This is a genomic window from Agromyces luteolus, from assembly GCF_009729855.1.
GTDB classification, from domain to species: Bacteria; Actinomycetota; Actinomycetes; order Actinomycetales; family Microbacteriaceae; genus Agromyces; species Agromyces luteolus.
Window position 1 is genome coordinate 79,823 of sequence record NZ_WODA01000017.1, and the last position, 26,401, is coordinate 106,223.

At 71.9% G+C, this 26,401-nt stretch carries 25 protein-coding genes; 9 read left to right on the top strand and 16 right to left on the bottom strand.

The window, feature by feature from the left end; translation table 11 throughout:
- Positions 1 to 27: 27 nt before the first annotated feature.
- Positions 28 to 567 (bottom strand): PadR family transcriptional regulator, encoded by a 540-nt coding sequence (locus tag GLX25_RS09085; protein WP_166548643.1) that lies wholly within the window; start codon positions 565 to 567, stop codon positions 28 to 30.
- Positions 568 to 695: 128 nt separating this feature from the next.
- On the opposite strand from GLX25_RS09085, the gene GLX25_RS09090 reads away from it, so the two are divergent.
- On the top strand, positions 696 to 1,811 hold the full coding sequence (locus tag GLX25_RS09090) for a serine hydrolase domain-containing protein (protein WP_155842183.1): 1,116 nt from the start codon (positions 696 to 698) through the stop codon (positions 1,809 to 1,811).
- On the opposite strand, the gene GLX25_RS09095 is transcribed toward GLX25_RS09090, so the two are convergent.
- On the bottom strand, positions 1,801 to 2,382 hold the full coding sequence (locus GLX25_RS09095; protein WP_166548644.1) for a TetR/AcrR family transcriptional regulator: 582 nt from the start codon (positions 2,380 to 2,382) through the stop codon (positions 1,801 to 1,803). The two genes, GLX25_RS09090 and GLX25_RS09095, sit on opposite strands and share 11 nt — an antisense overlap.
- Here GLX25_RS09095 and GLX25_RS09100 point away from each other — a divergent pair.
- Positions 2,342 to 3,238, top strand: a complete 897-nt coding sequence (locus GLX25_RS09100) for an alpha/beta fold hydrolase (protein WP_155842185.1) — start codon at positions 2,342 to 2,344, stop codon at positions 3,236 to 3,238. The two genes, GLX25_RS09095 and GLX25_RS09100, sit on opposite strands and share 41 nt — an antisense overlap.
- Positions 3,239 to 3,281: 43 nt before the next feature.
- Here the strand turns inward: GLX25_RS09100 and GLX25_RS09105 are convergent, their stop codons facing one another.
- Positions 3,282 to 4,088, bottom strand: a complete 807-nt coding sequence (locus GLX25_RS09105) for a glycoside hydrolase family 16 protein (protein WP_155842186.1) — start codon at positions 4,086 to 4,088, stop codon at positions 3,282 to 3,284.
- 172 nt (positions 4,089 to 4,260) lie between these two features.
- Between GLX25_RS09105 and GLX25_RS09110 the strand changes: the two genes are divergently transcribed.
- The gene (locus GLX25_RS09110) at positions 4,261 to 5,709 is read left to right on the top strand and encodes an NAD(P)/FAD-dependent oxidoreductase (protein ID WP_155842187.1); all 1,449 of its coding nucleotides are present in this window, start codon (positions 4,261 to 4,263) and stop codon (positions 5,707 to 5,709) included.
- A complete protein-coding gene (locus GLX25_RS09115) occupies positions 5,706 to 6,089 on the top strand; it encodes a cupin domain-containing protein (RefSeq protein WP_271192521.1) in 384 nt (127 codons plus the stop codon). The genes GLX25_RS09110 and GLX25_RS09115 overlap by 4 nt, the downstream gene beginning before the upstream one ends.
- Before the next feature lie 34 nt (positions 6,090 to 6,123).
- Here the strand turns inward: GLX25_RS09115 and GLX25_RS09120 are convergent, their stop codons facing one another.
- Positions 6,124 to 6,717, bottom strand: coding sequence for a TetR/AcrR family transcriptional regulator (locus GLX25_RS09120; RefSeq protein ID WP_166548645.1), 594 nt, complete (start codon positions 6,715 to 6,717; stop codon positions 6,124 to 6,126).
- A gap of 15 nt (positions 6,718 to 6,732) precedes the next feature.
- Positions 6,733 to 8,214: an APC family permease gene (locus GLX25_RS09125; protein WP_155842188.1), complete on the bottom strand. Its 1,482-nt coding sequence runs from the start codon at positions 8,212 to 8,214 to the stop codon at positions 6,733 to 6,735.
- Between the two features lie 141 nt (positions 8,215 to 8,355).
- On the opposite strand from GLX25_RS09125, the gene GLX25_RS09130 reads away from it, so the two are divergent.
- The gene (locus GLX25_RS09130) at positions 8,356 to 9,522 is read left to right on the top strand and encodes a DmpA family aminopeptidase (protein WP_240898263.1); all 1,167 of its coding nucleotides are present in this window, start codon (positions 8,356 to 8,358) and stop codon (positions 9,520 to 9,522) included.
- 18 nt (positions 9,523 to 9,540) lie between these two features.
- On the opposite strand, the gene GLX25_RS09135 is transcribed toward GLX25_RS09130, so the two are convergent.
- From GLX25_RS09135 to GLX25_RS09150, 4 genes are all read right to left on the bottom strand, one after another.
- A complete protein-coding gene (locus GLX25_RS09135; RefSeq protein WP_155842190.1) occupies positions 9,541 to 11,220 on the bottom strand; it encodes an alkaline phosphatase D family protein in 1,680 nt (559 codons plus the stop codon).
- A gap of 83 nt (positions 11,221 to 11,303) precedes the next feature.
- Entirely contained in the window at positions 11,304 to 12,047 is a 744-nt protein-coding gene (locus GLX25_RS09140; protein WP_166548646.1) for a winged helix-turn-helix transcriptional regulator, read from the bottom strand.
- An 8-nt stretch (positions 12,048 to 12,055) separates the two neighbouring features.
- Positions 12,056 to 12,514, bottom strand: coding sequence for a VOC family protein (locus GLX25_RS09145; RefSeq protein ID WP_155842191.1), 459 nt, complete (start codon positions 12,512 to 12,514; stop codon positions 12,056 to 12,058).
- 107 nt (positions 12,515 to 12,621) lie between these two features.
- Positions 12,622 to 14,319, bottom strand: coding sequence for a PucR family transcriptional regulator (locus GLX25_RS09150; protein ID WP_155842192.1), 1,698 nt, complete (start codon positions 14,317 to 14,319; stop codon positions 12,622 to 12,624).
- Between the two features lie 148 nt (positions 14,320 to 14,467).
- Between GLX25_RS09150 and GLX25_RS09155 the strand changes: the two genes are divergently transcribed.
- The 3 genes from GLX25_RS09155 (at position 14,468) to GLX25_RS09165 (ending at position 19,296) form a co-directional block, all read left to right on the top strand.
- Positions 14,468 to 16,033, top strand: coding sequence for a CoA-acylating methylmalonate-semialdehyde dehydrogenase (locus GLX25_RS09155; protein WP_155842193.1), 1,566 nt, complete (start codon positions 14,468 to 14,470; stop codon positions 16,031 to 16,033).
- Positions 16,034 to 16,138: 105 nt separating this feature from the next.
- Positions 16,139 to 17,584 (top strand): aspartate aminotransferase family protein, encoded by a 1,446-nt coding sequence (locus GLX25_RS09160; protein ID WP_155842194.1) that lies wholly within the window; start codon positions 16,139 to 16,141, stop codon positions 17,582 to 17,584.
- A gap of 173 nt (positions 17,585 to 17,757) precedes the next feature.
- Positions 17,758 to 19,296 (top strand): flavin monoamine oxidase family protein, encoded by a 1,539-nt coding sequence (locus tag GLX25_RS09165; RefSeq protein ID WP_155842195.1) that lies wholly within the window; start codon positions 17,758 to 17,760, stop codon positions 19,294 to 19,296.
- A 19-nt stretch (positions 19,297 to 19,315) separates the two neighbouring features.
- On the opposite strand, the gene GLX25_RS09170 is transcribed toward GLX25_RS09165, so the two are convergent.
- From GLX25_RS09170 to GLX25_RS09185, 4 genes are read right to left on the bottom strand one after another with little or no spacing between them, the layout of a single operon-like run.
- Entirely contained in the window at positions 19,316 to 20,170 is an 855-nt protein-coding gene (locus GLX25_RS09170) for a Pr6Pr family membrane protein (protein ID WP_155842196.1), read from the bottom strand.
- A gap of 60 nt (positions 20,171 to 20,230) precedes the next feature.
- Positions 20,231 to 21,064 (bottom strand): amino acid ABC transporter ATP-binding protein, encoded by an 834-nt coding sequence (locus GLX25_RS09175; RefSeq protein ID WP_155842197.1) that lies wholly within the window; start codon positions 21,062 to 21,064, stop codon positions 20,231 to 20,233.
- Positions 21,051 to 21,716, bottom strand: a complete 666-nt coding sequence (locus tag GLX25_RS09180) for an amino acid ABC transporter permease (protein WP_271192523.1) — start codon at positions 21,714 to 21,716, stop codon at positions 21,051 to 21,053. The genes GLX25_RS09175 and GLX25_RS09180 overlap by 14 nt, the downstream gene beginning before the upstream one ends.
- A 30-nt stretch (positions 21,717 to 21,746) precedes the next feature.
- Entirely contained in the window at positions 21,747 to 22,559 is an 813-nt protein-coding gene (locus GLX25_RS09185; protein ID WP_155842198.1) for an amino acid ABC transporter substrate-binding protein, read from the bottom strand.
- A gap of 343 nt (positions 22,560 to 22,902) precedes the next feature.
- On the opposite strand from GLX25_RS09185, the gene GLX25_RS09190 reads away from it, so the two are divergent.
- Positions 22,903 to 23,235 carry a hypothetical protein gene (locus GLX25_RS09190; RefSeq protein ID WP_155842199.1) on the top strand — a complete coding sequence of 111 codons (333 nt, stop codon included), beginning with the start codon at positions 22,903 to 22,905 and terminating at the stop codon, positions 23,233 to 23,235.
- 83 nt (positions 23,236 to 23,318) lie between these two features.
- Here GLX25_RS09190 and GLX25_RS09195 read toward each other — a convergent pair whose 3' ends face one another.
- From GLX25_RS09195 to GLX25_RS09205, 3 genes are all read right to left on the bottom strand, one after another.
- Positions 23,319 to 23,786: a PaaI family thioesterase gene (locus GLX25_RS09195; protein WP_240898264.1), complete on the bottom strand. Its 468-nt coding sequence runs from the start codon at positions 23,784 to 23,786 to the stop codon at positions 23,319 to 23,321.
- Positions 23,787 to 23,877: 91 nt separating this feature from the next.
- A complete protein-coding gene (locus GLX25_RS09200) occupies positions 23,878 to 25,089 on the bottom strand; it encodes an acyl-CoA dehydrogenase family protein (protein WP_155842201.1) in 1,212 nt (403 codons plus the stop codon).
- A 48-nt stretch (positions 25,090 to 25,137) separates the two neighbouring features.
- The gene (locus tag GLX25_RS09205; RefSeq protein WP_240898265.1) at positions 25,138 to 26,304 is read right to left on the bottom strand and encodes a CaiB/BaiF CoA transferase family protein; all 1,167 of its coding nucleotides are present in this window, start codon (positions 26,302 to 26,304) and stop codon (positions 25,138 to 25,140) included.
- Between the last annotated feature and the right edge of the window lie 97 nt (positions 26,305 to 26,401).

The window sequence follows — 26,401 nt, forward strand, 5'->3', positions numbered from 1 at the left end:
AGGGGTATGAGCGGTTGCCGGCGCCGTTCAGCGCCCGTCGGCGGCGAGCTCGCGGAACCAGGCGAGGCCGGCGCGATGCGCCATGAGCCCGTAGTCGAGCGTCGCGCGCTGGTAGCGGAACACGTCGCGGTACTCCTCGGGCACTGCGTCGGCTTGCTCGTCGAGCGCGACAGCGAACTCCTCGAGGCGCGCGAGCTCGCGCGCGACCTCCGCGACGATGTGGTCGAGGATGTCGCGGCGCTCGTCGGCGTCATCGACGAGGCCGAGCAGGAAGAGCCGGCTGAGCGCCGCCACCTCGAGGTCGCCCCCCGCGAGCGGCGAGCGGATCCAGTCGTGGAAGGCCGCGACGCCGTCGTCGGTGATGGTGTGGATCTTCTTGTTGCGACCCGACTCCGTGGCCTCGCGCACGGTCACGTACCCCGACGCGACGAGTCCGCGCAGCGCGCTCTGCAGGCTGCCGAAGCTCGCCCGGTAGAACAGCGACGGCCCCCGCTGGAACTGCGTGTTCAGCGAGTACAGCGTCTGCGGGCCGAGCAGCATGAGCAGCCCGAGGATCACGTTCCCCACCCGGTGCTCCCTCCGCGACATCCGTCGTTCGCACGACGACCTTGTCGGCGACGCGCGATCGAAGTATATTCCTACTCGTGATATCACTAATCGTGATATCACGAATCGAGACGGGAGGATTCTCGCAGATGAGCCCGACGGAGTCGTTCGCCACACGCCTGGACCGGCACCTCGAACGCGTGACGCGACGCAGGGGCGAACTCGGGGCGCCCCAGGTCGCCGTGCGGGCGCCTGCTCTCGGCGTCGACTTCCGCTCCGGCGATGCCGCGCGGTTCCACGTCGCGAGCGTCGGCAAGCTCGCGACGACGACACTCGTCGCGCAGCTGGTCGAAGAGGGGGCGTTCGCCTTCGACACCCCCGTTGCCGACCTGCTCTCCAGCGAGGTGGTGGCCGGCCTCTTCGAGGCGACCGAGACGACGGATGCCGCGGGCGGCGCGACCGTCGACGACCTGCTGTCGCACACCGCCGGCGTGGCCGACTACTTCGACGGGCCGGTCGCGAGCGGGTCGCGGATGCGCGACCTGGTGATCGCCGAGCCGGACCGACCCTGGACGCCTGCGGACCTGCTGGCGTTCAGCCGTGAGCGCCAGCACCCGGTCGGCCGGCCGGGCGAGCGCTTCCGCTACTCGGACACCGGCTTCGTGCTGCTCGGCCGCATCGTCGAGGAGACGACCGGTCAGGCCTTCCACGACGTGCTGCACGAGCGCGTCTTCCGTCCGCTGGGCATGCTCGACAGCGCGCTGCTCTTCCACTCGGCGCCAGAGCGCGACCGTGCGACGGCGACGGCGGTCGGCGGCCGCAGTGCGGCTCCGACCCGTCCGGTCATCGCGCCGCTCCGGCTCGGTCGCGTCGAGGCGAGCCGCTTCACGAGCCTCAGCTGCGACTGGGCCGGAGGCGGCATCGTGAGCACGCCCGACGACCTGCTCTCATTCAGCCGCGCGCTGCACGACGGAACCCTGGTCGCGCCGGACACGCTCGCGCACCTCGCCGAGCCGCGGAACCGCTTCCGACCCGGCATCCACTACGGCGCGGGCATGATGCAGCTCCGCTACGGCGGGTTCTCGCCGTTCCTCGCCGGCCTCCCGCGCCCGACCGGCCACATCGGCGTGCTCGCGACGCACGTGTTCCACGACCCGGTGCACGACGCCGACATCGTGCTGAACTTCGCGTCGACCCGCGAGATGCGCCGCAGCTTCATGACCCTCATCGAGATCGAGCGAGCCCTGCGACACGTCAGTCCGTGACGGATGCCGCGTACGCGCCGAGCACGGTCGCCACGACCTCCCGCGCGCGTACCGCCGGCGTGACCGTGTCGTGCCCTGGATCCAGGAGTGCTCGGTCGAGCTCCTCGCCGATCAGCATCCACAGGAATTGGGACGCGACGGCTCGCGGCTCGACTCGCCGGACGAGGAACCCCTGCCGCCGCGCCGACGCGAAGAACTGTTCGAGCTCGGCGGTGGTCGCGACGACCGTCGCCTTCCGCCATGCGGCGGCGAGGCCCGGATGCCGCGACTGTTCCTGCACGAGCACACGGCGGAACCCGACGACCTCGGGGTCCCGCACGGTCTCGACCAGCTCGGTGGCGATCGCCGTGAGTGTCGCCCCGAAGTCCGCGGGAGAGGATCCGACCTCGAGCCGATGCCCGTCCGCCGACCGCACGTCGATCACATCGTTCATGATCGCGACGAACAGGTTCTGCTTGGAGGAGAAGTGACTGTAGACGGTCATCTTCGACACCCCGGCCGTCGCCGCGACGTCGTCGAGGTTGGTGTCGGTGAACCCGACGGCCAGGAAGCTCTGCTTGGCCGCATCCATGATCGCGAGTCGCTTGCGCATCGATGAGGTTGTGACCGCCATGTACTCCAGAGTACAGTTCTCACAGATTGTACTCATCAGTACAGATTGGGATCGCCTCATGGATGCCACGCTCGACCGCGCCGGCCAACGAATCCACTACCGTGTCGACGGGACCGGGCCTCGGGTGGTGTGGGTCGATCCGGCCCTCGGGTCGGCCGCCATGCGTCCGCTGCAACCCGCCATCGACCGCCTGGCCGATCGCTTCGAGGTGGTGACCTACGACCGCCGCGGTCGCGGGCGCAGCCGGCCCGGGATCGACATGTCACCGGCAGCCGAGATCGAGGACCTGGTGGCGCTCGTGACGCACCTCGGCGGCGCCGATGTCGTGATCGGGTTCTCGTCCGGAGGCGCACTCGTCCTTCACGCCGCGACTCGACTCCGTACGCGCATCATCACCCTCCTGGAGCCCGCGGTCGACCTCGAACCCGACGACTCAGGTCTCCGCGAACGGATCGAGGCCGCGATCGGCTCGGGCGAACCGGCCGCCGCGGTGCTCACGTTCTACGATGCGACGGGGGTTCCCCCGGAGATCGTGGACGATCTCGTCGCATCGCCGGCCTGGGATGACCTGGTGCGGATCGCGCCCACGCTTCTCGTGGACCTCGACCTCGCCCTCGTCGACGCCGACGCACTCGCTCCGGACCGAGCGCCGATCCATCTCATCGTCAGCGACGGCTCGCCTGAGGAGATCACCAGCATGAGCGACGAACTCGCCCAGCGGGTCGGCGCTGCCCTCTGGCGCGAGCCCGGCGGCTGGCACGGCGTCGATGCCGACGCACTCGCCGCACGACTCGACGCGTTGCTCGCCGAGTGAAAGCGCGGCGCCGTCGCCTCGAGCGAGGGAAGGCCGATCGGCCTCACTCGGCCCGGTACCCGCGCACCGCGTGCACCGCGAACGACTCCGGGTAGGCGGGGACCGCGGGCGGCTCGGGCGGGAACGCGTAGACGTTCAGCATGAGCTGCATCGGGTACTGCGGCGACTGTGCGACGCGCTTGCGGACGAGACCGTCGATCGAGAACACCACCTCGTCGGGCCGCCAGTCGACCGCGTAGCGGTGCGGCTCGCGCACGTCGTCGTGCACGCGCACCTGCTCGAAGTCGTCGGTGATGGCGGGGTCGTTGAACGGGTGCACGCCCATGCCGACGAGCGCACTGCCGTCGTCGGCGATGTCGCGTCCGAAGATCTCGAAGACGCAGATCTCAGCGGACTGCGACGGCTCCTCCTCCACCCCGATCATCCAGAGGGCGGCCATGGCGTGCTCGTCGATGCCGTCGATCGCGGCGACGATCTCGACGCGGCCGAAGCACGGGGTGAACAGCCGCCGGTCGCCCTGCGCCTCTCGCACCACGAGGTCGTCGCGGAAGGGATGCTGACCCGCCACCGAGCCGACAGGCCCCGACCGCACCGCGGTCTGCAGGTTCGACACCTGCGTCGACCCGTCGTACTCGACCGACCACGACGGCTGGTCGGCGTCGACCCGAAGCCGCAGCACGCCGTCGGCCACGTCGTATCGGGCCCGCGTGCGTTCGCGGCTCGACCACTGGGGCAGGTAGTGCGGGATCCACTGCTCGAGGTCGAGCTCGGGACCGGAGAGGTCGGCGTCGAACTCGAGCAGGTCGGGGGCGGGCGGCGGCACGGGAGGAGCGGGCGGCACTGCGGGCATGCGGTCGATCCTGTCCCACGCCACCGACACGAGGGTCCTTCATCCACAGGCATGCGTGAGGGCCAGGCGGGCTGTCCGGTCGAACTGGAGCATCCTGACGATCTGCCTATTGTCCACTTGTGCAATATGCGGCAGGATGGAGGCACCAGACCGACTTGGAGTGATCCCACCCATGGGAACGACCGTCTTCGAACGCCGCCGCCCCGCGGCATCAGTCATCGACCGCAGCCTGGCCGACACCGCGCATCGCGTGTTCTGGCTGGACGACCTCGCCGACGAGGCCAAGCGCACCCGCGCCCGCCTGAACGGCACGATCGTCGCCGACCTCGCCGTCGTCGGCGGCGGCTACACCGGCCTCTGGACGGCGGTGCTCGCCAAGCGCGCGAACCCCGACCTGCACGTCGTCCTGCTCGAGGCCAAGCGGATCGGCTGGGCGGCATCCGGCCGCAACGGCGGCTTCTGCGAGGCGAGCCTCACGCACGGCCGCGAGAACGGCCTCTCGCGCTGGCCCGCCGAGATGGACGAGCTCGACCGCCTGGGCCTGGCGAACCTCGACGCGATCGAGGCCGCCGAGGCCGAGTTCGGCATGGACTTCGAGTTCGAGCGCAACGGCGCCCTCGACGTCGCGATCGAGCCGCACCAGGTCGAGTGGCTGCACGAGATGGCGGCGGATGCCGCGTCCCGCGGCGACGACAGCGTGAAGCTGCTCGACGAGCACCAGGTGCGCGACGAGGTCGATTCCCCCACCTACCTCGGCGCCATCTGGAACACGCGCACCAGCGCCATCCTGCACCCGGCGAAGCTCTCGGCCGAGCTCGCGCGCGTCGCAGAGGAGGCGGGCGTCGAGATCTTCGAGGACTCCCCCGTGACCCGCCTCGACACCCCCGGCTCGACCGGCGCGGTCCAGCTCGTCACCGAGCACGGCCGCGTCGACGCGACCCGCGCGGTGCTCGCGACGAACGTCTTCCCGTCGCTGCTGAAGCGCAACCGCCTCATGACCGTGCCCGTGTACGACTACGTGCTCATGACCGAGCCGCTCTCCGACGAGCAGCGCGCCTCGATCGGCTGGGCGAACCGCCAGGGCGTCGGCGACATGGCCAACCAGTTCCACTACTCGCGGATGACCCGTGACGGGCGGATCCTCTACGGCGGCTACGACGCGATCTACCACTTCGGCGGCCGTATCCGCGACGCCTACGAGAACCGCCCCGAGAGCTTCGAGAAGCTCGCGAGCCACTTCTTCACGACCTACCCGCAGCTCGAGGGGCTCCGCTTCACGCACCGGTGGGCGGGCGCGATCGACACGTCGACGCAGTTCACGGCGTTCACCGGCCTCGCGCGCGACGGCCGCGTCGCCTACGCGTCCGGCTTCACCGGGCTGGGCGTCGCGTCGACGCGCTTCATGGCCGAGACCATGCTCGACCTGCTCGCGGGCCGCGACACCGAGCGCACACGCCTGAAGATGGTGAAGACGCGGCCCCTGCCGTTCCCGCCGGAGCCCGCGGCATCCCTCGGCATCAACGCCACGCGCTGGTCGCTGGACCGCGCCGACCACGACGGAGGACGACGCAACATGCTGCTGAAGACCCTCGACGCCCTCGGCCTCGGGTTCGACTCGTGAGCGCGCCCGAGCCGGCGCTCGCGCGCCTCGCCGCAGGGGCGATGACGGATGCCGCGAGCCTCGCGCTCGCGCACGAACCTGTTCCCGCCGAGCAGGTCGTGTCCGGGTCGCCCTCGACCGGGTACGCCCCGCTCGACGAGCCCGCCGACGGCGGGCGCGCGGGCGAGCTCGGCGTCTGGGAGATGACGCCCGGCGCGATGCGCGACATCGAGGTCGACGAGGTCTTCCTCGTGATCGCGGGACACGCGACGGTCGAGTTCGTCGAGCCGGCGCTGCCGTCGATCGAGCTCCGGCCCGGCTCGATCGTGCGCCTCGAGGCGGGCATGTCGACCGTGTGGACCGTCACCGAGTCGCTCCGCAAGCTCTTCATCGCCCGGTGAGCGAGACCGGCAGCACCGCCCGTTCGGGTCCGGGTCAGAGCTCGCAGTCGAGCGCGAGCGCCGCGTAGTCGAGCACGGCCCGCCGGCACTCGGCCCGGTCGAGCCCGAGCCCGAGCAGCGGGTAGAGGTCGTACGAGTCCTCGAGCGCGACGAGGTTCCGCGCGATGGCCGCGACGGGCATGCGCGGGCGGAACGCGCCGACCCCCGCCCCGATCTCGAGGGTCGTGCGGTACAGCATCACCTGGCGCTCGACGATCGACCGGTGCAGCGGACGCAGCTGCGGGCGCTCGGGCAGCAGCGCGACGCTCTCGTAGACGATCCGCAGGTCGTCGCTGATGTCGTCGGGGATGCCCGCCTCGATCATCGCCCGGAGCCGCTCGCGGGGGTCGGCGACCTCCTCGGCGATCCGACGGCGGCGCTCGTAGAACTCCTCGAGCACCCCCTCGACCGCGGCGGCGACGAGGTCGTCGAACGTCGGGAAGTAGTAGAGCACGCTGCCGGCACTGACCTCGGCCTCCGCGGCCACGGTGCGCACGTTGGCCTGCAGGATGCCGCGCTCCCCGGCGACGCGGCGCAGCGCCGCGACGAGTGCGTCGCGACGCTGCGCCTGCTTGGTGGACTGCTTCACGTCACCGTTCCGGGGTCATTCGGCGGTCGTCTCCGCCAGTGCGGCGTACTGCGCCGGGTTGCGGCGGCGGATGACCAGTCCCCACACGATACCGGCCAGGAACAGCACCGGGGTGGGCAGGATGAGCAGTGCGTTGGCCACCGGGTCCAGACCCGTGACGTACTCGAAGTTGAGCACGATCAGCAGGAATCCGCCGATCAGGCCGGCCGCACCGATGACGGGCGCAACGACCATGCGGAACCGGCCGTAGCCGCGCCGATCGCGGGCGAAGAACCCGATGACCGAGACGGCCGCGACGGATTGCGCGAACACGAGGCCCGCGACGCCGGCGCCGTACGACCAGATGCCGAGTTGCAGGATCGGGTCGGCGCCAGTGCCCCAGCCGATGAGGATGGCGACCACCGCGATCACGGCGATCGTCGTGCTCGCGACGTGGGGTGCCTTGCTGGTCGGGTGCGTGCGGGCGAGCCGCTTCGGGAGGAGGCCCTCGCGGGCGAGCGAGTAGGCGTACCGGCTCGACGCGTTGTGGAAGGCCAGGAGGCAGGCGAAGAAGCTCGTGACGATGAGCACCTGCAGGACGGTGCCGGCCCAGGCGCCGAGGTACTGGTCGCCCGCGATGAACACCGTCGACTCGAAGTCGTCGCTCGAGACCAGCCCGATGACGCCCTCGACCCCGAAGGCCACGGTGATCATCCAGAACGTGAAGGCGTAGAAGACGGCGAGGAAGCCGATGGCGATGTACGTGGCGAGCGGCACCGTGCGCGACGGGTTCTTCGCCTCCTCGGCGTAGATCGCCGTGCCCTCGAAGCCCATGTAGGCGCCGAAGCCCATGACGAACAGTGCGGCGACACCGGGGGCGAGGAAGACGGCCTCCGGCGAGAACGGCGCCGCGCTCCAGGGCTCGGGGCCGCCGTTCGCGAGCACCGCGATCGAGAGCACGAGCAGGATTCCGACCTCGGCCGTGAGCAGGACGGCGAGCACCTTGGCGCCGACGTCCACCTTCCGGTAGCCGAGGAACGCGACGCATGCGGCCGCGATGAGCGACCAGATCGGCCACGGCAGGTCGAGCCCGAACAGGCCGGCAACGGTGAGCTGGGCGAAGAATCCGAGGAAGCCGTAGAAGCTCACCGACAGCACGATGTACGCGAACAGGGCGGCGAGCGCGGTGCCGATGCCGGCCGGCTTGCCGAGGCCCCGCGCGGCGTAGGCGTAGAAGGCCCCGGTGTTGCGGACGTGGCGCGACATGGCGGTGAAGCCGATCGCGAAGAAGATCAGGATCACGCCGCAGACCAGCAGCGCGCCGGCCGCACCGACGCCGCCGAGTCGCATGGCGGTGGGTGCGGCGCTCGCGACGACGGTCAGCGGGGCGGCCGCGGACACCACGAAGAACACGATGTCCCACACGCGCAGGCGGCCGCCGGCGAGCCGGCCGGGGGCGTCCCGATCGGGCGCCGGCGGCGAACCGGCGTCGATCGTCTCGGGGATCTGTTGCGTCATTGCAAGTCTCCTCACGCGCCGCGGCGCTCGTCGGGGTCAGAACCTGAACATGCATTCAACTTCTGCTCGACGCATTCTGTCAAGCCTGTTATCGTTTGAAGTCGTTGAAACTGAACGATTGTTCGAGTTCTGGAGTCGATGATGACCACCACGCCGCAGCATCCCACCCGCGCCCGAGACCTCGGCGTGCCGTTCGACGGCGCGCCCGGCCGGTGGAACGCGATCACCGACGTCCCCGGCGTCGAGGTCGGCTACGCGACGATCGTCGAGGGCGCCCCCGGCGACGAGGTCGTCGCGCGCACCGGGGTGACGGCCATCCTCCCCCGCGGGCGCGACGGCGCCGGCGTCCCGTGCGCCGCCGGCGTCCACTCGCTGAACGGCAACGGCGAGCTCACCGGCCGCAGCTGGATCGAGGAGTCGGGCTCGCTCACGCTGCCCATCGGCATCACGAACAGCCACGCGGTCGGCGCGGTGCACACCGGCATCGACCGCTGGGCGCAGCGGGCGCATCCGGAGCTGGCCGCCGAATGGATGCTGCCGGTCGTCGGCGAGACCTGGGACGGCTACCTCAACCAGATCAACGCCGGCCACGTGCGCCCAGAGCACGCGATCCTCGCCATCGAGTCGGCCGCGAGCGGCCCGATCGCCGAGGGCAACGTCGGCGGCGGAACGGGCATGAACTGCTACGGGTTCAAAGGCGGCTCGGGCACGGCCTCGCGCGTGGTCCGGCTCGGCGCGGAGACGCACACGGTCGGCGTGTTCCTCCAGGCGAACTTCGGCAGCCGCGATGAGCTCCGCCTGGCGGGCGCGCCGCTCGGCCGTTCGAGCGCGGCGCCGAACCCGTACGAGGACCTCGAGTGGTTCATCCGCGACGGCCACCGGGCGCGGGCTCGCGCCGGCGCGGGCAGCGTGATCGGGATCGTCGTCACCGACGCCCCGCTCCTGCCGGGCCAGTGCGAGGCGCTCGCACGCCGCGTGCCGCTCGGCCTCGCGCGCACCGGCACCGCCGGCAGCCACTTCTCGGGCGACATCTTCCTCGCCTGCTCGACCGGGAACCCCGGCGCGTTCACCTCGAGCATGCCCACGAGCGAGCCCGGCGACGACCCCTACGAGACCGCTCGGTTCGTGCCGTGGGGCCGCATCGACCCGTACTTCGAGGCGGTCGTCCAGGCGACCGAGGAGGCCGTGGCCAACGCGCTCGTCGCGGCGCGCGACATGGTCGGCCGCGACGGGCACGCGAACGTCGCGCTGCCGCACGACGAGGTCCGGGCCGCGTTCGCCGGCCGCGCCCGCGAGTCCGCGGCCTGAGCCGGCCGCACCGCGTCGTCAGCCCGACGTCACCCGGGCGCGAGGGTCCGCGGGCACTCGCACGTCGGCGACCTGCTCGAGGTGCGGATGGTCCTGGTCGCCGTCCTCGACCACGCCCGTGTGCCACGTCAGCCGGAGCTCGTCGGGCGCGTCCAGGAGCATCGCGAGGTTGTTCGCGAACCACGGCCCCTTGACGGTGCGCCAGCGGAACGGCGCGTCGGGCACCTTGGCCGACCGCGCGGCGAGCCGGCCGATCGGCGTCGCCGCGCCGTACGACATCACGACCGAGAACCAGCGCATGACGCGCGGCAGCGGGTTGCGGATGGGCGAGCAGACCGCCTGCAGGATCCGCGCCCCCGGAACGTCGTCGCGGTCGACCTGGGCGAGGTAGGAGTAGTGCACGTCGCCCGCGAGGAACAGCACGTTCTGCGGGGCCGGCCCGCGCTCGCCTGCGGCGAGCTCCCGGACCATCCGCGCGACCTTCTGGAACGTGTCCTGCCATGCCCCCCAGTGCTCGAGGTCGACGGCCTGCCGGAGCACCTCGCCGACGCGCGCGGGCCGCCGGCCCCAGGCGCCCTGCGAGATCGCCTCGTCCCACGCCTCCACGTTGTGCAGTCCCATCGGCAGCAGGTACGGGAGCGAGGTCGCGATGAGCACGTGCCGGAATCCGCCGCGCAGCTGCGCGTCGAACCACTCGAGCTCCTCCGCGTCGAGCAGACCACGGGCGTCCGGGTCCAGCTCGCGCGCGGCGCGCGAGTCGACGACGACGAGGCGGATGTCGTCGAAGTCGCGCGTGTAGCTCCACCTGACGCTCGTCGGCTCACGGTCGCTGCGGTCGGCGAATGCGTCGACCTCGTCGGTCAGGTCGAGCTCGTCATCTCCGTCGTGCCCGGCGATCCGCTGCCACAGCTCGTCGTCGGCACGCTCCTCGGGCGTGAGGTTGCCGAGGTGCTGGTACACCCAGTACGAGCCGAGCCCCGCGACGATGCGGCCGTGCCACCACGACGTCGCCTCCATCTTCTGCTTCCAGTCGTGCGACGCGTTCCAGTCGTCGCGGACGTCGTGGTCGTCGAAGATCATCGCGGTCGGCACCGTCGAGAGCAGCCAGCGGTTGGCCGGGTCGGACCACGCGAGCCGGTACAGGTGGGCGTACTCCTCGTAGTCCTTCAGCTCCTCACCCGGCTCCTCGTCGATGTCGCGCTTGTTCCGGATGAACTCCTGCATCTCGTCCGAGGTGATGTCCGCGTAGACCTGGTCGCCGAGGAACATCATCAGGTCCGGCCGCCCGGCGTACCCCTCGGCGAGCGCGAGCGCGAAGGCGCGCATGGCGTCGACGCCGTGCGTGAGATTGCCCTCGAGGTCGTGCGGCACGCTCGTCCGGCACGATCCGTAGGCGAGACGCAGCCGCCGGCCGGGCTCCCACGTCGCGACGACGGATGCCGGGTACTCGGAATCGCCTTCCGGCCAGGCGCGCCCGCCGTCGACGTCGACCTCGTAGGGCAGCACGGCGCCGGGTTCGAGCCCGTCGAGTTCGACGAGCGCGTAGTGGTGGTCGTGCACCGCGAAGGTGCGCGCCTGCCAGCTCCGGCCGCCGGCGCGCACGCGCACGGTCGCGGCGCCCTCCGTCTCGACCCAGATCGTGGCGGTGGTCTCGCCGACATGGCGGAGCATCGGACCGAGGATGAGCGGGGAGGTCATCACCTCGTTCTACTCGGTCGAGCCCAGCCACGTCACGGGGTTGCGTTCGCATCGCGTCCCGACGTCGGTCGAGTCCGGCGCGCTCAGGCGACGGATGCCGCGGCCGCGCCGAACGCGTCCTCCGGCGGCTCGACGGGGTCGATGCGGAAGGTGCGCGCGAAGCGCGCCACCCCGTCGCGGTCGCCCGCGAGCACCGGCACGCCCGCGGCATCCGTCCGCCCCGCGATCAGGTCGCGGAGCTCGGCGAGCTCGAGCGCGAACTCGACGCTCGCGAGCGGGACCTCTGCAGCACTCGGCCCAACGGTGGTGGCCGGGGGGCGGGGCGTCGGCACGGCGTCGGGTCCGATGGGCACGACCTCGAGCGTGCGTCCGTCGACGCCCGCGGCGACCGAGGCCCGCCCGACGTGCAGCACGTACTCGGTCGCGGGTTCGTCGGCCGCGGCATCCGGCCGGAACGCCGAGCGCAACGCGATCGCGAGCGCTTCATGGCCGAGGCGCTCCTCGTCGCCGGGATCGCCGAGGACCGACCACCCCCACCGCTCGAGCGCCACGACCACGGGTTCGAGCTCGCGCCCGAGCGGCGTGAGCTCGTAGCCGCCGCGCACGGTCGGCACCCGCCGGACGACGCCGGACTCCTGCAGCTCGCGCAGCCGGTCGGCGAGGATGTTCGTCGGAATGCGCGGCAGGCTCGCCTTGAGGTCGCCGTACCGGCGCGCGCCGACGAGCAGGTCGCGGACGATGAGCAGGGCCCACCGTTCCCCGACCCGCTCGACGGCGCGGGCCACCCCGCCGTACTGGCCGAAGCCGCGCGGGGATCGTGCCGCCACGACGCGAGTCAGGCTCCGGCGCCGGTCGCCGGCGCGCCCTGCTCGGCGAGGAACGCGTCGGGCCCCTGCTCGACGGCCGCGGGCTCCATGAAGAAGAACTCGAGGATGTTGCCGTCCGGGTCCTCGAGGTCGCGCGAGTACATGAATCCGAGGTCGCTCGTCGGGCGCGGCTCGGTGCCGCCCGCGTCGAGCCCCTTCGCCATGGTCGCGTCGACGACCTCGCGCGAGTCGCAGGTGAGCGCGATGAGCGCCTGCGCGTGCGTCTTGGGCTCGGTGACCTGCTTGTCGGTGAAGGTCTGGAAGAACTCCCTGGTCAGCACCATGAAGTAGACGTTCTCGTCGACGACGACGCATGCCGCGTTGTCGTCGCTGAACATCGGGTTGATGGTGTAGCCGAGGCCCTCGTAGAACGTCTTCGACCGGTCGAGGTCGGCGGTCGGGATGTTCACGAAGATGCTGGTGGTCATGGTCTCCCCCTGTGAGATCGGGTCGTGCCGGGCGGCCGACACGGCAAGCTTGCTCTTTGCAAGTGAACTTGTCAAGAGCAAGTAACGGATGCCTCGTCCCGGGGCGCTCAGCGCACCCCGCTCCGCCGCACGAGCAGCGCGAGGTGCAGCGCGGTGAGCGTCTCGCCGTCGTCGAGGTCGACGCCGAGCAGGTCGCCGATGAGCGCCAGCCGCTGGTAGAACACCGACCGCGAGAGGTGGCTCGCCTGCGCCGCCGCCGTGCGATTCCCGGGATGCGCGAGCATGGCCGCGAGCACGTCGAGCAGGTCGCCGCCGCGCGCGAGGTCGTGCTCGATGAGCGGCGCCAGCATGCGCTCCCCCAGCTCCTGCAGGCGGTGGTCGTCGCGCAGGGCCGTCACGAGGCGGACGAGCGGGCGATCCTGCGACCGCCGGACGATCGGGCCGCGCGCACCGCGCGGGACCGGCGTGCGCGAGAGGTCCAGCGCCTCCTGCACCGACACGAGGAGGCCGTCGAGATCGCCGGAGCGCGCCCCGATCGAGAGTGCGACGCCCGAGGCATCCGTCGTCCCGTCGGCCTTCGTGGCGAGCTGCGCGGCGAAGCGGCTCGCCGCGTCGTCGTCGAAGCGGGTGCCGGTGGGCAGCGACACGAGCAGCACCCGAGCGGATGCCGCCGCGCCCGTGCCGACCGGCCGACCGTCGAGTGCACGCCCGCCGAGCCCGCGAGCCGCGGCATCCGCATCGCCCTCTGCACCTCGCCCGGTGACGACCATGCCGTACAGGTCGGCGCCGTGCACCGGCAGGCCCGCCGCCTCGAGGCGTGCGACCGCGCCGCCCTGCCCCGCGAACCGCCCGCCCAGCAGGTGCTCGACGAGTCGCTGCCGCCCGATGCGACCCCACGTGTCGTCGTCGCCGTCGGCGAGGCGGCCGAGCGCGAGCGCGATCGCGCCCTGCTCGAGCACGCTCGTCCGACCTGCCGCGTGCGCCGGCCCGGGCAACGCGATGAGGTGCCCCCAGCGGATGCCGCGGGCCTCGACGGGCACGATCAGCCAGTCGTCCGAACCCGCGGCGATCGTGCCGGCCACGGCGCGCCGATGCGCGTCGCGCGAGCGCAGCTGCCAGCCGGCGAGCACCTCCTCCTCCGACTCCGGTGGGAGGTCGGCCGCGACGACCTCGTGCGCGAGGTTCTCGAGGAGCACGGGCGCATCGAGGGTCTGCGCGAGCTGCTGCACGATGTAGTCGGCCGGGGCCCCGCGCAGCGCGAGCGCGGTGAAGCGCTCCCGCACCTCGTCGCGCGCGTGCAGCGCCGCCGTCTGCTCGGAGATGATCCGGCGGTGCACCGCCTGGGTCAGCCCGACGAACTTCACCTCGCGGTGCAGGGCCGCGAGGGCCAACTCGTGCTCGGCGGCGGCCCGGTGCACGACGGCCGGCACGTAGCGGTAGTGCGCGCCGAGTTCGAGCACGAGGCCCGAGATCCCGACCTCGACGAGCCCGGCGATGAACGCGCGCAGCTCGTCGGGCTCGGTCGGCCAGCCCGAGCCGGTCGAGAGCAGCAGTTCGCCGCCGTCGAGCAGCCGGGCGACGCCGGCGCTGTCGGAGACGTGCACCCAGCGCACGCGCGCGTCGAGCGCGGCGTCGCCCACGAGCACTTCGGGCACGCCCGCCGCGACCGCGTCGAGCGCGAGGATCTCGCGGACGGTGGGCAGGGCGTCGTCCGTGCCGTGGCCGTTGCCGCCGGCCGTCGGGCCGCCGACCGGGACACCCGGACGATCCGTACGATCTGTTTCGTCTTCGCGACGCTCTGGCATCGTTTCGGCCTCTCTGCCTCTGCAAGACTTGGGAAACGCCAGCTTAGACGACGTCGGTCGATCTGTCCGATCCCGAGGTTCGAGCAGGAATGCCACCCAGCGACGCGATGCCGAGGCATCCGTCGCCACGACCCACCGAAGGAGCGCCATGAGCCTCACCGAGACCGCTTCGTCGCCCGCCGCGACCACCGACGTGCCGCAGATCGGGCACTGGATCGACGGCGCCCTGCGCGCATCCGCTTCGGGGCGCACCGCGCCCGTCTACAACCCCGCCACCGGTGCCGTGCAGGCCGAGGTCGCGCTCGCGGACCAGGCCGAGATCGACGAGGCGATCGCCTCCGCCGAGCGCGGCTACCGAGTCTGGAAGGACTACTCGATCGCGAAGCGCCAGGGCGTGCTGTTCGCGTTCCGTGAGCTGCTGAACGCGCGCAAGGGCGAGCTGGCGGAGATCATCACGCGCGAGCACGGCAAGGTGCTCTCGGACGCGATGGGCGAGATCCTCCGCGGCCAGGAGGTCGTGGAGCTCGCGACCGGGTTCCCGCACCTGATCAAGGGCGCGTTCTCCGAGAACGCCTCGACCGGGATCGACGTGTACTCGCTGAAGCAGCCGCTGGGCGTGGTCGGCGTGATCAGCCCGTTCAACTTCCCGGCGATGGTGCCGATGTGGTTCTTCCCGATCGCGATCGCCGCGGGCAACGCGGTCGTCCTGAAGCCGTCCGAGAAGGACCCGTCGGCCGCGCTGTGGCTGGCCGAGCTGTGGAAGGAGGCCGGCCTGCCCGACGGCGTGTTCACGGTGCTGCAGGGCGACAAGCTCGCCGTCGACGGCCTCCTCACCTCGCCGGTCGTGCAGTCGATCTCGTTCGTCGGGTCCACGCCGATCGCGCAGTACATCTACGAGACCGCGTCCAGGCATGGCAAGCGGGTCCAGGCCCTCGGCGGCGCGAAGAACCACATGCTGGTCCTGCCCGACGCCGACCTCGACCTCGTCGCCGACCAGGCCGTGAACGCCGGCTACGGCGCCGCCGGGGAACGCTGCATGGCCATCAGTGTGGTCCTCGCCGTGGAGCCGGTCGCGGACGAGCTGATCGAGAAGATCAGCGAGCGCATCGGCCGGCTCCGGATCGGCAACGGCGCCGGCGTCGATGCCGGTGACGGCTCGCTCCGTGAGCCGGACATGGGGCCGTTGATCACCGACGTGCACCGCGACAAGGTGTCCTCCTACGTCGACATCGCCGAGGCCGACGGTGCGACCGTCGTCGTCGACGGCCGCGGGTTCACCGTCGACGGGCACGAGGACGGCTTCTTCTTCGGCCCGACCCTGCTCGACCAGGTGCCCACCACGAGCCGCGCGTACACCGAGGAGATCTTCGGCCCGGTGCTCTCCGTCGTCCGCGTCGAGAGCTACGACGAGGGCCTCGACCTGATCAACTCCGGCCAGTTCGGCAACGGCACCGCGATCTTCACCAACGACGGCGGCGCCGCCCGACGCTTCCAGAACGAGGTCCAGGTCGGCATGATCGGCATCAACGTGCCCATCCCCGTCCCCGTCGCGTACCACTCCTTCGGCGGCTGGAAGCAGTCCCTCTTCGGCGACGCCAAGGCCTACGGCGTCCACGGCTTCGACTTCTTCACCCGCGAGAAGGCCATCACCAGCCGCTGGCTCGATCCCGCCACCCACGGCGGCATCAACCTCGGCTTCCCCCAGAACCACTGACCTCCTCGCCGGTCGAGTAGCGCGAAGCGCGTATCGAGACCCCTCACCAGGTCTCGATACGGCGCTGGCGCGCCTACTCGACCACCGGAACCGAAAGGACCTCGCATGACCGACACGCTGATCCCGACCGGGGCCGACGAGGCGACGACGGATGCCGCGACAGCGGCGTCGTACGTCGACCGCACCGGCACGCGGCATCCGCTGCCCGACGCCGCCGCCGAGGCGCAGGTGCGCGCCGACGACCGAGCGCACGTGTTCCACTCGTGGAGCGCGCAGGCGCTCATCGACCCGCTGCCCGTGGCCGCGGGCGAGGGCGCGACCTTCTGGGACTACCAGGGCAACGCCTACCTCGACTTCTCGTCGCAGCTGGTGAACCTGAACCTCGGACACCAGCACCCCGACCTCGTCGCGGCGATCCAGCAGCAGGCCGGCCGCCTCGCGACGATCCAGCCGTCGATGGCGTCCGACGTGCGCGGCGACCTCGCGCGCCGCATCGCCGAGGTCGCGCCCGGCGACCTCGACAAGGTGTTCTTCACCAACGGCGGCGCCGACGCGAACGAGTACGCCGTGCGCATGGCGCGCGCCGTGACCGGCCGCCGCAAGGTCCTGTCGATGTACCGCAGCTACCACGGCGGCACGGCGACGGCGATCTCGCTCACGGGCGACCCGCGGCGCTGGGCCAACGAGCCCTCCGACGGCTCGGTCGCGCACTTCCTCGGACCGTACCCGTACCGCTCGTCGTTCCACGCCTCGAACGAGGCCGAGGAGACCGAGCGCGCGCTCGCCCACCTCGAGCAGGTCATCACGCTCGAGGGCGCGAACACGATCGCGGCGATCATCATCGAGACCGTCGTCGGCACCAACGGCGTGCTCGTGCCGCCGGCCGGCTACCTGCAGGGCGTGCGCGCGCTCGCCGACAAGTACGGCATCGTCTACATCGCCGACGAGGTCATGGTCGGCTTCGGCCGCATCGGCGAGTGGTTCGCCGTGAACCACTTCGGCGTGACGCCCGACCTCATCACCTTCGCCAAGGGCGTGAACTCGGGCTACGCGCCGCTCGGCGGCGTGGTGATCTCCGATCGGATCGCCTCGCACTTCGACACCGTCGCCTTCATGGGCGGGCTCACCTACTCGGGCCACCCGCTCGCATGCGCCCCGGGCGTCGCCACGTTCGAGGTGTTCGAGCGCGACGGCATCCTCGAGCGCGTCCGCGACCTCGGCGAGCGCGTCGTCGGTCCGCGCCTGCGCGCGATGGCCGAGCGGCATCCGTCGGTCGGCGACGTGCGCGGTCTCGGCCTCTTCTGGGCGATCGAGCTCGTGCGCGACCGCGAGACCCGCGAGCCGCTCGTGCCGTTCAACGCATCGGGGGCGGATGCCGCGCCGATGGCCAAGGTCGCCGCGGCGTGCAAGCAGGCGGGCCTCTGGCCGTTCATCCACTTCAACCGGATGCACGTGGCACCGCCGCTCGTGATCAGCGAGGACGACCTCGTCCGCGGGCTCGACATCATCGACGCGGCCCTCGACGTCGCCGACGCCGAGATCGCGGGGTAGCACGCACGCCCCGGCCGGCCGGGAACGCATGAGGATCCGCGGTTCGCGCCCCTCCGGGGCCGCGAACCGCGGATTCTCATGTGCTGGCCCCTCCGGGAGGGTGGCGCGGCCGGGCATGCCGGGTCGCCCGAGGCTGCCGGGCCGCCGCGACCCGAGCGGCTAGCCTGAGGCACATGGACGCACGCGGGCCCGCCGGGGGGATGCCACGGCGCGCGTTCCTCGCGGCGACGCTCGGCGGCCTCGCCGTCACGCTCGCCGCGTGCACCGACGGCGGCCCGACGCCGACGCCCACCCCCACCCGCACGCCCGCTCCGTCGCCGAGCCCGAGCGCGGGCGGCGTCCCCGCCCCCGAGGCGTTCCTCCGCTCGCGCTGGAGCCGCGACCCGTTCACGCGCGGAGCGTTCAGCTTCGACGCGGTCGGCTCCACGCCCGAGCTGCGCACGTCACTCGCCGACCCCATCGCCGACCGCCTCGTCATCGCCGGCGAGGGCACGTCCGCCGACGCACCGGGCACCGTCCACGGCGCCTACGCGGAGGGCGTCCGCGCGGCACGCACGATCGCCGACCTCGCCGACGAGGGCGACCGCATCGCCGTCATCGGGGCGGGCATCGCCGGGCTCGCCGCCGCGCGCACGCTCGCCGACGCCGGCTACGACGTCGTCGTGGTCGAGGCGGGCACGACGCTCGGCGGCCGGCTGCGCACGGTCGAGGACGACGCGTTCGGCGGCCCGGTGGTCCTGGGCAGCGTGTTCGCGTCCGACGGCGCCGAACTCCGACCCATCCTCGCCCAGGCCGGCGTGGCCACGCGCCCCTTCGCGCCCGTGATCGAGGTCCGCACGCCCGACGGCACCGTGGTCGAGTCATCCGCTGCGGGCTGGGACGCCATCGCGACCGCCCAGGAGTGGGCGGCCGGCAACTCGGCCGACGTGTCGCTCACGAACGCGTTGATCCGATCGGGCGCGGTCCCGATCTCGGGCGAGCCGGGCGCAGACGGGCTGAGCCCGAGGGACTGGCTGAGGAACGCGATCTCGACCGGGGTCGAACCGACGACCGGCGCCGCGCCCACCCGCGTCTCCGCGCAGCGCTTCGACCCCGACCTGGTGTGGCGACCGACCTCCCGGGTGGTGAGCGGGTGGACCGCCCTCATCGACCGCCTCGCGGACGGCCTCGCGATCGCGGGGTCGAGCGTGGTCACGAACATCACCGTCGGCGACGAGGGCGTCGGCCTCCGCCTGGACACGGGCGAGTCGCTGCGCATGCAGCGGGTGATCGTGACCGCGTCGGTCGGCGTGCTGAAGACCGACACCATCACGTTCGACCCCCCGCTTCCGCTCCTGCACCAGCGCGCGATCAGCGTGCTCGGCATGGGCGCCTCCGATGTCGTGTGGCTCGCCTTCGACGAGCCGTTCTGGCGAGCGGATGCCGCGGGCTCACCCGACGATGCGGCGGAGGACGCGAACGGCTCGACCGATGAGCCCGCCGCTGCCGCCGACGGGGAGGTCGCCGCCACGACGGACACCGACGCGAACGTCTTCACCCTCGTCGGAGCGACCCCCACGGTGGCCGCCTGGCTCGACGTCGGAGTGGATCCGCGCCGCCCGATCCTCCTCGGCATCCTCGCGGCCGAGCACGCGCGCCGCATCGCGGAACTCGACGATGCCGACGCGCTCGCCGCGATACTGGCCGCCCTCGAGCCCTTCGCCGCGCCGTAGCGATCCCGATGATCGACGCTCAGGCCTCGACCTCGGCCGCGGCGCCGGAGTCCTCGGTCGCGCGGTTCTGCGCGGCGACCCGTCGGCGCACCCCGCGCAGGGCGAGCCGCCGGTGCACGCCGACGAGCACCGAGGTGATGCCGACGAAGATGAGCAGCACGAGCACGCAGTACACCGCCACGCCGAGGTAGCCGCCGACCTGGCCGGCGTCGAGGAAGAAGTACGGGTACCACCCGATGTCGGCGCCGCGGATGAGTGTGTACACGAGCCATCCGGCCGGGAAGACCAGCACGAGCCCGATCGTCGCCCACGGCACGGGCGGGTTCACGGCGATGACGGCGTCGACGGTCCAGGCGACGAGGGCGAGCACGGGCACCACGAAGTGCAGGAGCGTGTCGGACCACGGCACCTCGAGCCGGTAGTCGCGCGTCGAGGCCTGCACCGCGATGAGTCCGAACACGATGCCGGACACCAGCAGGTAGACCGTGACGATCGTCCGGAACGCCGCGAGCACGGGCGGGTCGCGATGCTGCGTCAGCGCGAAGACGGCGGCGACCAGCAGCACGACGACGGCGAGCATCGCCGACTGGATCGTGAAGTAGCTGAAGAAGTTCACCGACGCGAACAGCGGGAACTCGAGCACGTACTGGTAGTTGGCGATCAGCGCGACGATCTCGACCACGGCGATCGCGAGGCGGAACGCCCCGAGCGCGCGCCGCGATCTCGTCGTCCGCGCGAGCGCCGCCGGATCGACGGCGAGCACCGCGGCCTCGGCCGGCGAGCTCGCCCGGTCGGCGTCGACGTCGACCGACGACGCGGTCCGCGCGGCGGCGCTCGCCGTCCCGGCACCGGAGCCGAGGACGCGCGCGGACATGCCATCACGGTAGTCGCCCCGCCTCCGCGCGCGTCGGGGATACGCCGCGCGCGCCCGCCCTCAGTCGAGCGGTCGCAGGATCCGGTCGAGGAACCGGCGCGTGCGCTCCTCGCGCGGCTTCGTGAAGATGTCCTCCGGCGCGCCGCGCTCGACGATCACGCCGCCGTCCATGAAGAGCACCTCGTCGGCGGCCTGCTTCGCGAACTGCAGCTCGTGGGTCACGACGACCATGGTCCAGCCCTCGTCGGCGAGCTCGGTGATGACCTTCAGCACCTCGCCGACGAGTTCGGGGTCGAGCGCGCTCGTGGGCTCGTCGAAGAGCAGCAGGTCGGGCTTCAGCGCGAGGGCGCGCACGATCCCGACCCGCTGCTGCTGCCCGCCCGAGAGCTGGTGCGGGTACTGGTCGTGCTTCTCGGCGAGGCCGACGCGTTCGAGCAGGGCGGATGCCTCGGCGAGCGCCTGCGCCCTCGGCACGCGCTGCACCCGGATCGGTCCCTCCACGACGTTCTCGAGCACGGTCATGTGCGGGAACAGGTTGTGGTGCTGGAACACCATCGCCGACCGGTCGCGCATCGCGAGCCGGTCGCCCTTGGACGCCGGGCGGGCGAAGTCGATCGCGGGTCCGCCGTCGAACTCGAGCGTGCCGGCATCCGGCGTCTCGAGCCCGTTGAGCGAGCGCAGCACGGTCGTCTTGCCCGACCCGCTCGGACCGATGAGCGTCACGACCTCGCCGCGGCGCACCGAGAAGTCGATGCCGCGGAGCACCTCGTTCGCTCCGAACGACTTGCGGAGGCCGCGTGCCGACAGCAGCACCGCGGCATCCGACGCCCCCGCCTCGCGGGGTGCCAGCGGGTCGCCGCCCGTCGGCGGCACGGGTGCGTCAGTGGGCGACATAGCGGTCCAGCCTCCTCTCCAGTCGCATCTGCCCGCCCGAGAGCGCGAGGCAGAAGAGCCAGTAGATCAGGGCTGCCTCGAGGTAGAGCAGCATGAACTCCTGGCTGAACGCCGCGATCTGCTGGGCGACGCGGAACAGCTCGGTCACGAGGATCAGCGACGCGAGCGACGTGTCCTTGACGAGCGAGATGAACGTGTTCGACAGCGGCGGCACCGAGACCCGTGCGGCCTGCGGCAGGATGACGCGGCGGAGCGTCGTCGAGGGCGACATCCCGATCGTGTACGCCGCCTCCCACTGCCCCTTCGGGACCGACAGGATGGCGGCGCGGATCACCTCGGCGGCGTAGCCGCCGACGTTCAGCGAGAACGCGATGATCGCGCTCGGCCACGGGTCGATCACGAGCCCGACGGCGGGCAGTCCGTAGAAGATCACGAACAGCTGCACGAGCAGCGGCGTGCCGCGGATCACCGAGATGTAGAACCGGGCGATGCCCGACACCACCCGGTTCCTCGACAGCCGCATGAGCGCCACGGCGAGCGCGAGCACGAGTCCGATGGCGAACGATGCGAGCGCGAGCGGGATGGTGCCCGTGATCCCGCCCCACACGATCGGCCAGAACGACTCGAGGAACAGTTGCAGGCCCTCGTTCACGGGTCACCGCCTTCCTGGGACGGCGACAGGCTACTCGGTGACGTCGGCGCCGAAGTACTTCTCGCCGATCTCGGCGAGCGTGCCGTCGGCGGCGAGCTCGGCGAGCGCCTCGTCGATGGCGGCGACGAGCGCCTCCTTGTCCTGCGTGAGGGCGAAGGCGCTCTCGGAGGTCTCGTCGGTCTCGGCGGCGACCTCGATCGCGGCGTCCGGCGTGGTGTTCACGTAGTCGAGGAAGGTCAGCCGGTCGTTGATCGTCGCGTCGACCCGGCCCTGTTCGAGGAGCGCCACGGCCTGCGCCCAGCCCTCGACGGCCTCGACCTGCGCGCCCGACTCGGTCGCGAGCTCGTACCAGTTGCTCGTGAGCGACTGCGCCGTCGTCGTGCCCGCGAGGTCGTCGAACGACGAGATCGAGGAGTCGCCCTCGTTGACGACGATGACGCCGCGCGAGACGGTGTAGGGCGTGCTGAAGAGGTACTGCTCCTCGCGCTCGGGCGTGATCGAGACCTGGTTCGCGATCGCGTCGAATCGGCCCGCGTCGAGGCCCGCGAAGATCGCGTCCCACTGCGTCTCCTGGAAGGCGATCTCGAGGCCGAGCTTCTCGGCGACGGCCTCGGCCACCTCGACGTCGTAGCCGACGAGGTCGCCCGAGCCGTCCTCGTGGTAGCTGAACGGACGGTAGGTGCCCTCCGTCGCGACCGTGAGCGTGCCGGCCTGCACGAGGCCGTACTCGTCGCCCGCGGCGTCCGCCCCGCCCGAGGCCCCGTCGCTCGTCGAGCACGCGGCGAGCGCGAGGACGGCGGCGGATGCGGCGGCGAGGCCGAGCAGGGTGCGGGTGCGAGTCATACGTGGTGCTCCGTTCGTGACGTGGAAGGGCCCGGCGGGATGGTGCCGGCTGCCGGAGGCGGCAGTGAGCCCCGGCGGGTGAGGACGAGTCCAGCACGACCGGGGCCACGTGGTGAAACCGGATGACCCTCGATTTCATTTCCGATCCGGCGCGATCCGCGGCCGATCCACGTCGGAGGTGCCGACTCCCGGCGTCGGGATCGCCCGCATGCGCGCGCGGGCATACACGCTCCGACGGCTCGTGCGCAATGGGCGGCAGCGGCGATTTCCGCGTGGCTAGGCTGGCGCGGTCGAGGGGCGGATCCCCTCGTCGCACTGCCCCCGCAGAACGAAGGAACCCGAAATGATCACGCTCTCCTGGCTCCTCCTCATCGCCCTCGCCGGCGGCGTCCTCGCGATCGTCGACGGCATCTGGCGCCTGCGCGCCCGCGGCGGATCGACGGTGATCGGCATCATCGAGATCATCGTCGCCGGCCTCTTCGTGCTGTCGCTGTTCCTGCCCGGCATCCCGTTCGGATCGCTGGTGCTCGGCATCGCGACCCTCGTCGTGCTCGTCGTCGCGCTCATCATGCGCGGACGCCTCGGCATGACCCTCACGATCATCGCGCTGGTGCTCGTCGCGATCTGGCTCGTGCTCGAGAACCGCTGGCTGGTCATCCCCGGCATCAACAGCTGACCGTGACCGGCGCCATGCGCCGGACGCGACCGAGGCCGGCACCCGCGAGGGTGCCGGCCTCGACGTCTCCGCCGGGGCGGGCCTCAGGCGGCGCGAGCCTCGGTGACGCGACGCTTCTCGCGCACGTACACCTCGCGGCGCACGCGCGCGACGACATCGCCGTCGGCGTCGACGATGTCGGTCTCGAACCACTCGAGCACCTTCGCTCCCCCGTGCGCCCGACGCCGCAGTTCATCCGCCCGTTCGCGCGGCACCTCGAACCGGGCGGTGAGCACGCCCTGGCCGGGCTTCACGAACTCGATCTCGCCGCGGGTGTCCCACACCACGAAGTCGCCGCCCAGCTGGTGCCGCACGAGCATGAAGAAGTACGGGTCGGTCATGGCCGACATCGATCCGCCGAACGCGGTCTTCACGTAGTTGCGGGTGAACGCGTTGACGTGCAGCGCGACCTCGGCGCTCGTCCAGTCGGGCGCGAAGCGCCGCACCCGGATGCCGCTGAACAGGTTCGGAGCCCAGAGGCTCATGCCGATGGCCAGTCGTCGTGGGGTCATGCGCATCGGTCCAGTGTGGCCCGCGCCCGCGGCATCCGTCGGTTCGTCGTCGGTTTCCGACAACGGATGCCGCGCGGCGCGCGCCCGGACGCTAGAAGGCGCTGAGGCCGGTGAGCGCGCGGCCGATGACGAGCTGGTGCACCTCGTCGGTGCCCTCGTAGGTGCGGACGGACTCGAGGTTCGCCGCGTGCCGCATGACCGGGAACTCGTTCGTGATGCCGTCGCCCGCGAGGATCGCGCGCGCCTCGTGCGCGATGCGCAGCGCCTCGCGGACCGAGTTGAGCTTGCCGACCGAGATCTGCGCGGGGGTCAGCGCGCCGCGCTCCTTGAGGCGGCCGAGGTGCAGTGCGAGCAGCACGCCCTTCTCGACCTCGACGAGCATGTCGGCGAGCTTGGCCTGGATCAGCTGGTTCGCGCCGATCGGCCTGCCGAAGACCTCGCGCGTGATCGAGCGGCCGAGGGCGGACTCGAGGCACGAGCGGGCCGCGCCCATGGCGCCCCAGACGATGCCGTAGCGCGCCTCGTTGAGGCATCCGAACGGGCCCGACAGGCCGCGCGCGCCGGGCAGCATCGCGTCGGCGGCCAGTCGCACGCCCTCGAAGGTCACGTCGCACTGCACCGAGGCGCGCATCGAGAGCTTGCCGTCGATGGGGGTCGCCGTGAACCCGGCCGTCGAGGTCGGCACGAGGAACCCGCGCACGACGCCGTGGTCGTCGCTCCCCGCGTCGTCGACCTTCGCCCACACGACGGCGACGTCGGCGAGCGACGCGAGCCCGATCCAGCGCTTCGCACCGTCGATGACCCACTCGTCGCCGTCGCGACGCGCGGTCGTCGTCATCGCGGCCGGGTCGCTGCCGCCCTGCGGCTCGGTGAGCGCGAAGCATCCGATGAGCTCGCCCGCCGCCATGCCCGGCAGCCACCGCTGCTTCTGCTCCTCCGAGCCGTACTTGTGGATGGCGCTCATGGCGAGCGAGCCCTGCACCGACACGAACGTGCGCCAGCCCGAGTCGGCCGCCTCGAGCTCGAGGCACACGAGGCCGTACGCGACGGCGCCGGCCCCGGCGCATCCGTACCCGGTCAGGTGCATGCCGAGGAAGCCGAGCTCGCCGGCCTCCCGCACGAGCTCGCGGCGGAAGACCTTGTCCTCGAAGTCCTGCTCGATGATGGGCGCGATGCGCTCCTGCGCGAACCGGCGCGCGCGGTCGCGCCAGGCCAGCTCGTCTGCGGTGAGCAGCGCGTCGAGGTCGAAGACCGCGTCGATGCGGGGTGCGGTGACGGTCGCGTCGGGTTCGGTGGCGGTCATGTCGATCCTTCCGTGTGATCGTGGGCCCTGCAGGGGCGGATGTCTCGGTCAGCCGCGCGGACGCCAGTCGGCGCCCCGGTCGGCGTCGAGTGCCGGCGGCGCGGTGCGGTAGCTCGCGCCGTCCCCGCCGACGCGGATGGGGTTCGCGATCGACCGGTGCGGCGCCGACGCGTCGTCGGCCTCGCGGGTCACGGCGACGGGCTCGAGCCCGAGCGCGTCGGCGAACGCGATCGCCTCGGCGACGTCGTTCACGAGCCCCGCGGGCACGCCGGCCGCCGTGAGCGCGTCGACCCAGTGCCGGGCGGATGCCGCGGCCAGCGCCCGCTCGAGGGCCTCGCCCAGCTCGTCGCGGTGGGCCACGCGGTCGGCGTTCGTCCGGAACCGCGCGTCGTCGGCGAGGCCGGGCGAGCCGAGGACGCCCGCGAGCGCCCCGAACTGGCGGTCGTTGCCCACCGCGATGACGAGCTCGCGGTCGGCGGCGCGGAACACCGCGTAGGGCGCGATGCTCGGGTGCTGGTTGCCGAGCCGGCGGGGCGGAGTGCCCGTCGCGAGCGTCGACGACGCCTGGTTGGTGAGCGCGGAGAGCAGGCTCTGCAGCAGGGTGACCTCGACGAGGCATCCGACCCCGGTGCGATCGCGCTCGCGGAGCGCGAGCAGGATCCCGGCGACGGCGTTCTGCCCGGTCAGCACGTCGACGAGTGCGACGCCGACCTTCGAGGGCTCGCCGTCGGGGTCGCCCGTGATGCTCATGAGGCCGCCGACGGCCTGCACGAGCAGGTCGTAGCCGGCGAGCGCCGCACCCTCGCCCGTGCCGAAGCCGGTGATCGAGCAGTAGACGACGCCGGGGTTCGCGGCCCGCACGTCCTCGTATGCGAGGCCGAACCGGGCCATGACGCCGGGCCGGAAGTTCTCGACGACCACGTCGGCGGATGCGGCGAGCCGGCGCGCCTCGGCGAGCCCCGCGGCATCCGTCAGGTCGAGCGCGACCGAGCGCTTGTTGCGGTTCACCCCGCCGAAGTACGTGGCGCGGCCGGTCGCGTCGACGGGCGGGATCCAGTGCCGCGTGTCGTCGCCGCCGGGCGGCTCGACCTTGATCACGTCGGCGCCGAAGTCGGCGAGCGTCATGGTCGCGTACGGCCCGGCGAGCACGCGCGAGAAGTCGGCGACGCGGATGCCGCGCAGCGCGCCCGCCGCGACCCGGTCCGCCTCAGCCATCCGCCCTCCTCGGCGATCGGACCCGGCCCGCGCGGGTCCCTCCGTCACCATACCCACGGGCGTCGAGGCTCCTGTTGTACAGCACGTCCATCCGCTC

Excerpts from the sequence above, each read along its gene's own strand:
- GLX25_RS09160 (WP_155842194.1), top strand. The coding sequence starts at position 16,139 with ATGACCGACACGCTGATCCCGACCGGGGCCGACGAGGCGACGACGGAT.
- GLX25_RS09190 (WP_155842199.1), top strand. The coding sequence starts at position 22,903 with ATGATCACGCTCTCCTGGCTCCTCCTCATCGCCCTCGCCGGCGGCGTC.
- GLX25_RS09155 (WP_155842193.1), top strand. The coding sequence starts at position 14,468 with ATGAGCCTCACCGAGACCGCTTCGTCGCCCGCCGCGACCACCGACGTG.
- GLX25_RS09090 (WP_155842183.1), top strand. The coding sequence starts at position 696 with ATGAGCCCGACGGAGTCGTTCGCCACACGCCTGGACCGGCACCTCGAA.
- GLX25_RS09145 (WP_155842191.1), bottom strand. The coding sequence starts at position 12,514 with ATGACCACCAGCATCTTCGTGAACATCCCGACCGCCGACCTCGACCGG.
- GLX25_RS09170 (WP_155842196.1), bottom strand. The coding sequence starts at position 20,170 with ATGTCCGCGCGCGTCCTCGGCTCCGGTGCCGGGACGGCGAGCGCCGCC.
- GLX25_RS09125 (WP_155842188.1), bottom strand. The coding sequence starts at position 8,214 with ATGACGCAACAGATCCCCGAGACGATCGACGCCGGTTCGCCGCCGGCG.
- GLX25_RS09165 (WP_155842195.1), top strand. The coding sequence starts at position 17,758 with ATGGACGCACGCGGGCCCGCCGGGGGGATGCCACGGCGCGCGTTCCTC.
- GLX25_RS09205 (WP_240898265.1), bottom strand. The coding sequence starts at position 26,304 with ATGGCTGAGGCGGACCGGGTCGCGGCGGGCGCGCTGCGCGGCATCCGC.
- GLX25_RS09095 (WP_166548644.1), bottom strand. The coding sequence starts at position 2,382 with ATGGATGCGGCCAAGCAGAGCTTCCTGGCCGTCGGGTTCACCGACACC.
- GLX25_RS09195 (WP_240898264.1), bottom strand. The coding sequence starts at position 23,786 with ATGACCCCACGACGACTGGCCATCGGCATGAGCCTCTGGGCTCCGAAC.
- GLX25_RS09185 (WP_155842198.1), bottom strand. The coding sequence starts at position 22,559 with ATGACTCGCACCCGCACCCTGCTCGGCCTCGCCGCCGCATCCGCCGCC.
- GLX25_RS09105 (WP_155842186.1), bottom strand. The coding sequence starts at position 4,088 with ATGCCCGCAGTGCCGCCCGCTCCTCCCGTGCCGCCGCCCGCCCCCGAC.
- GLX25_RS09200 (WP_155842201.1), bottom strand. The coding sequence starts at position 25,089 with ATGACCGCCACCGAACCCGACGCGACCGTCACCGCACCCCGCATCGAC.
- GLX25_RS09135 (WP_155842190.1), bottom strand. The coding sequence starts at position 11,220 with ATGACCTCCCCGCTCATCCTCGGTCCGATGCTCCGCCATGTCGGCGAG.
- GLX25_RS09130 (WP_240898263.1), top strand. The coding sequence starts at position 8,356 with ATGACCACCACGCCGCAGCATCCCACCCGCGCCCGAGACCTCGGCGTG.
- GLX25_RS09175 (WP_155842197.1), bottom strand. The coding sequence starts at position 21,064 with ATGTCGCCCACTGACGCACCCGTGCCGCCGACGGGCGGCGACCCGCTG.
- GLX25_RS09150 (WP_155842192.1), bottom strand. The coding sequence starts at position 14,319 with ATGCCAGAGCGTCGCGAAGACGAAACAGATCGTACGGATCGTCCGGGT.
- GLX25_RS09110 (WP_155842187.1), top strand. The coding sequence starts at position 4,261 with ATGGGAACGACCGTCTTCGAACGCCGCCGCCCCGCGGCATCAGTCATC.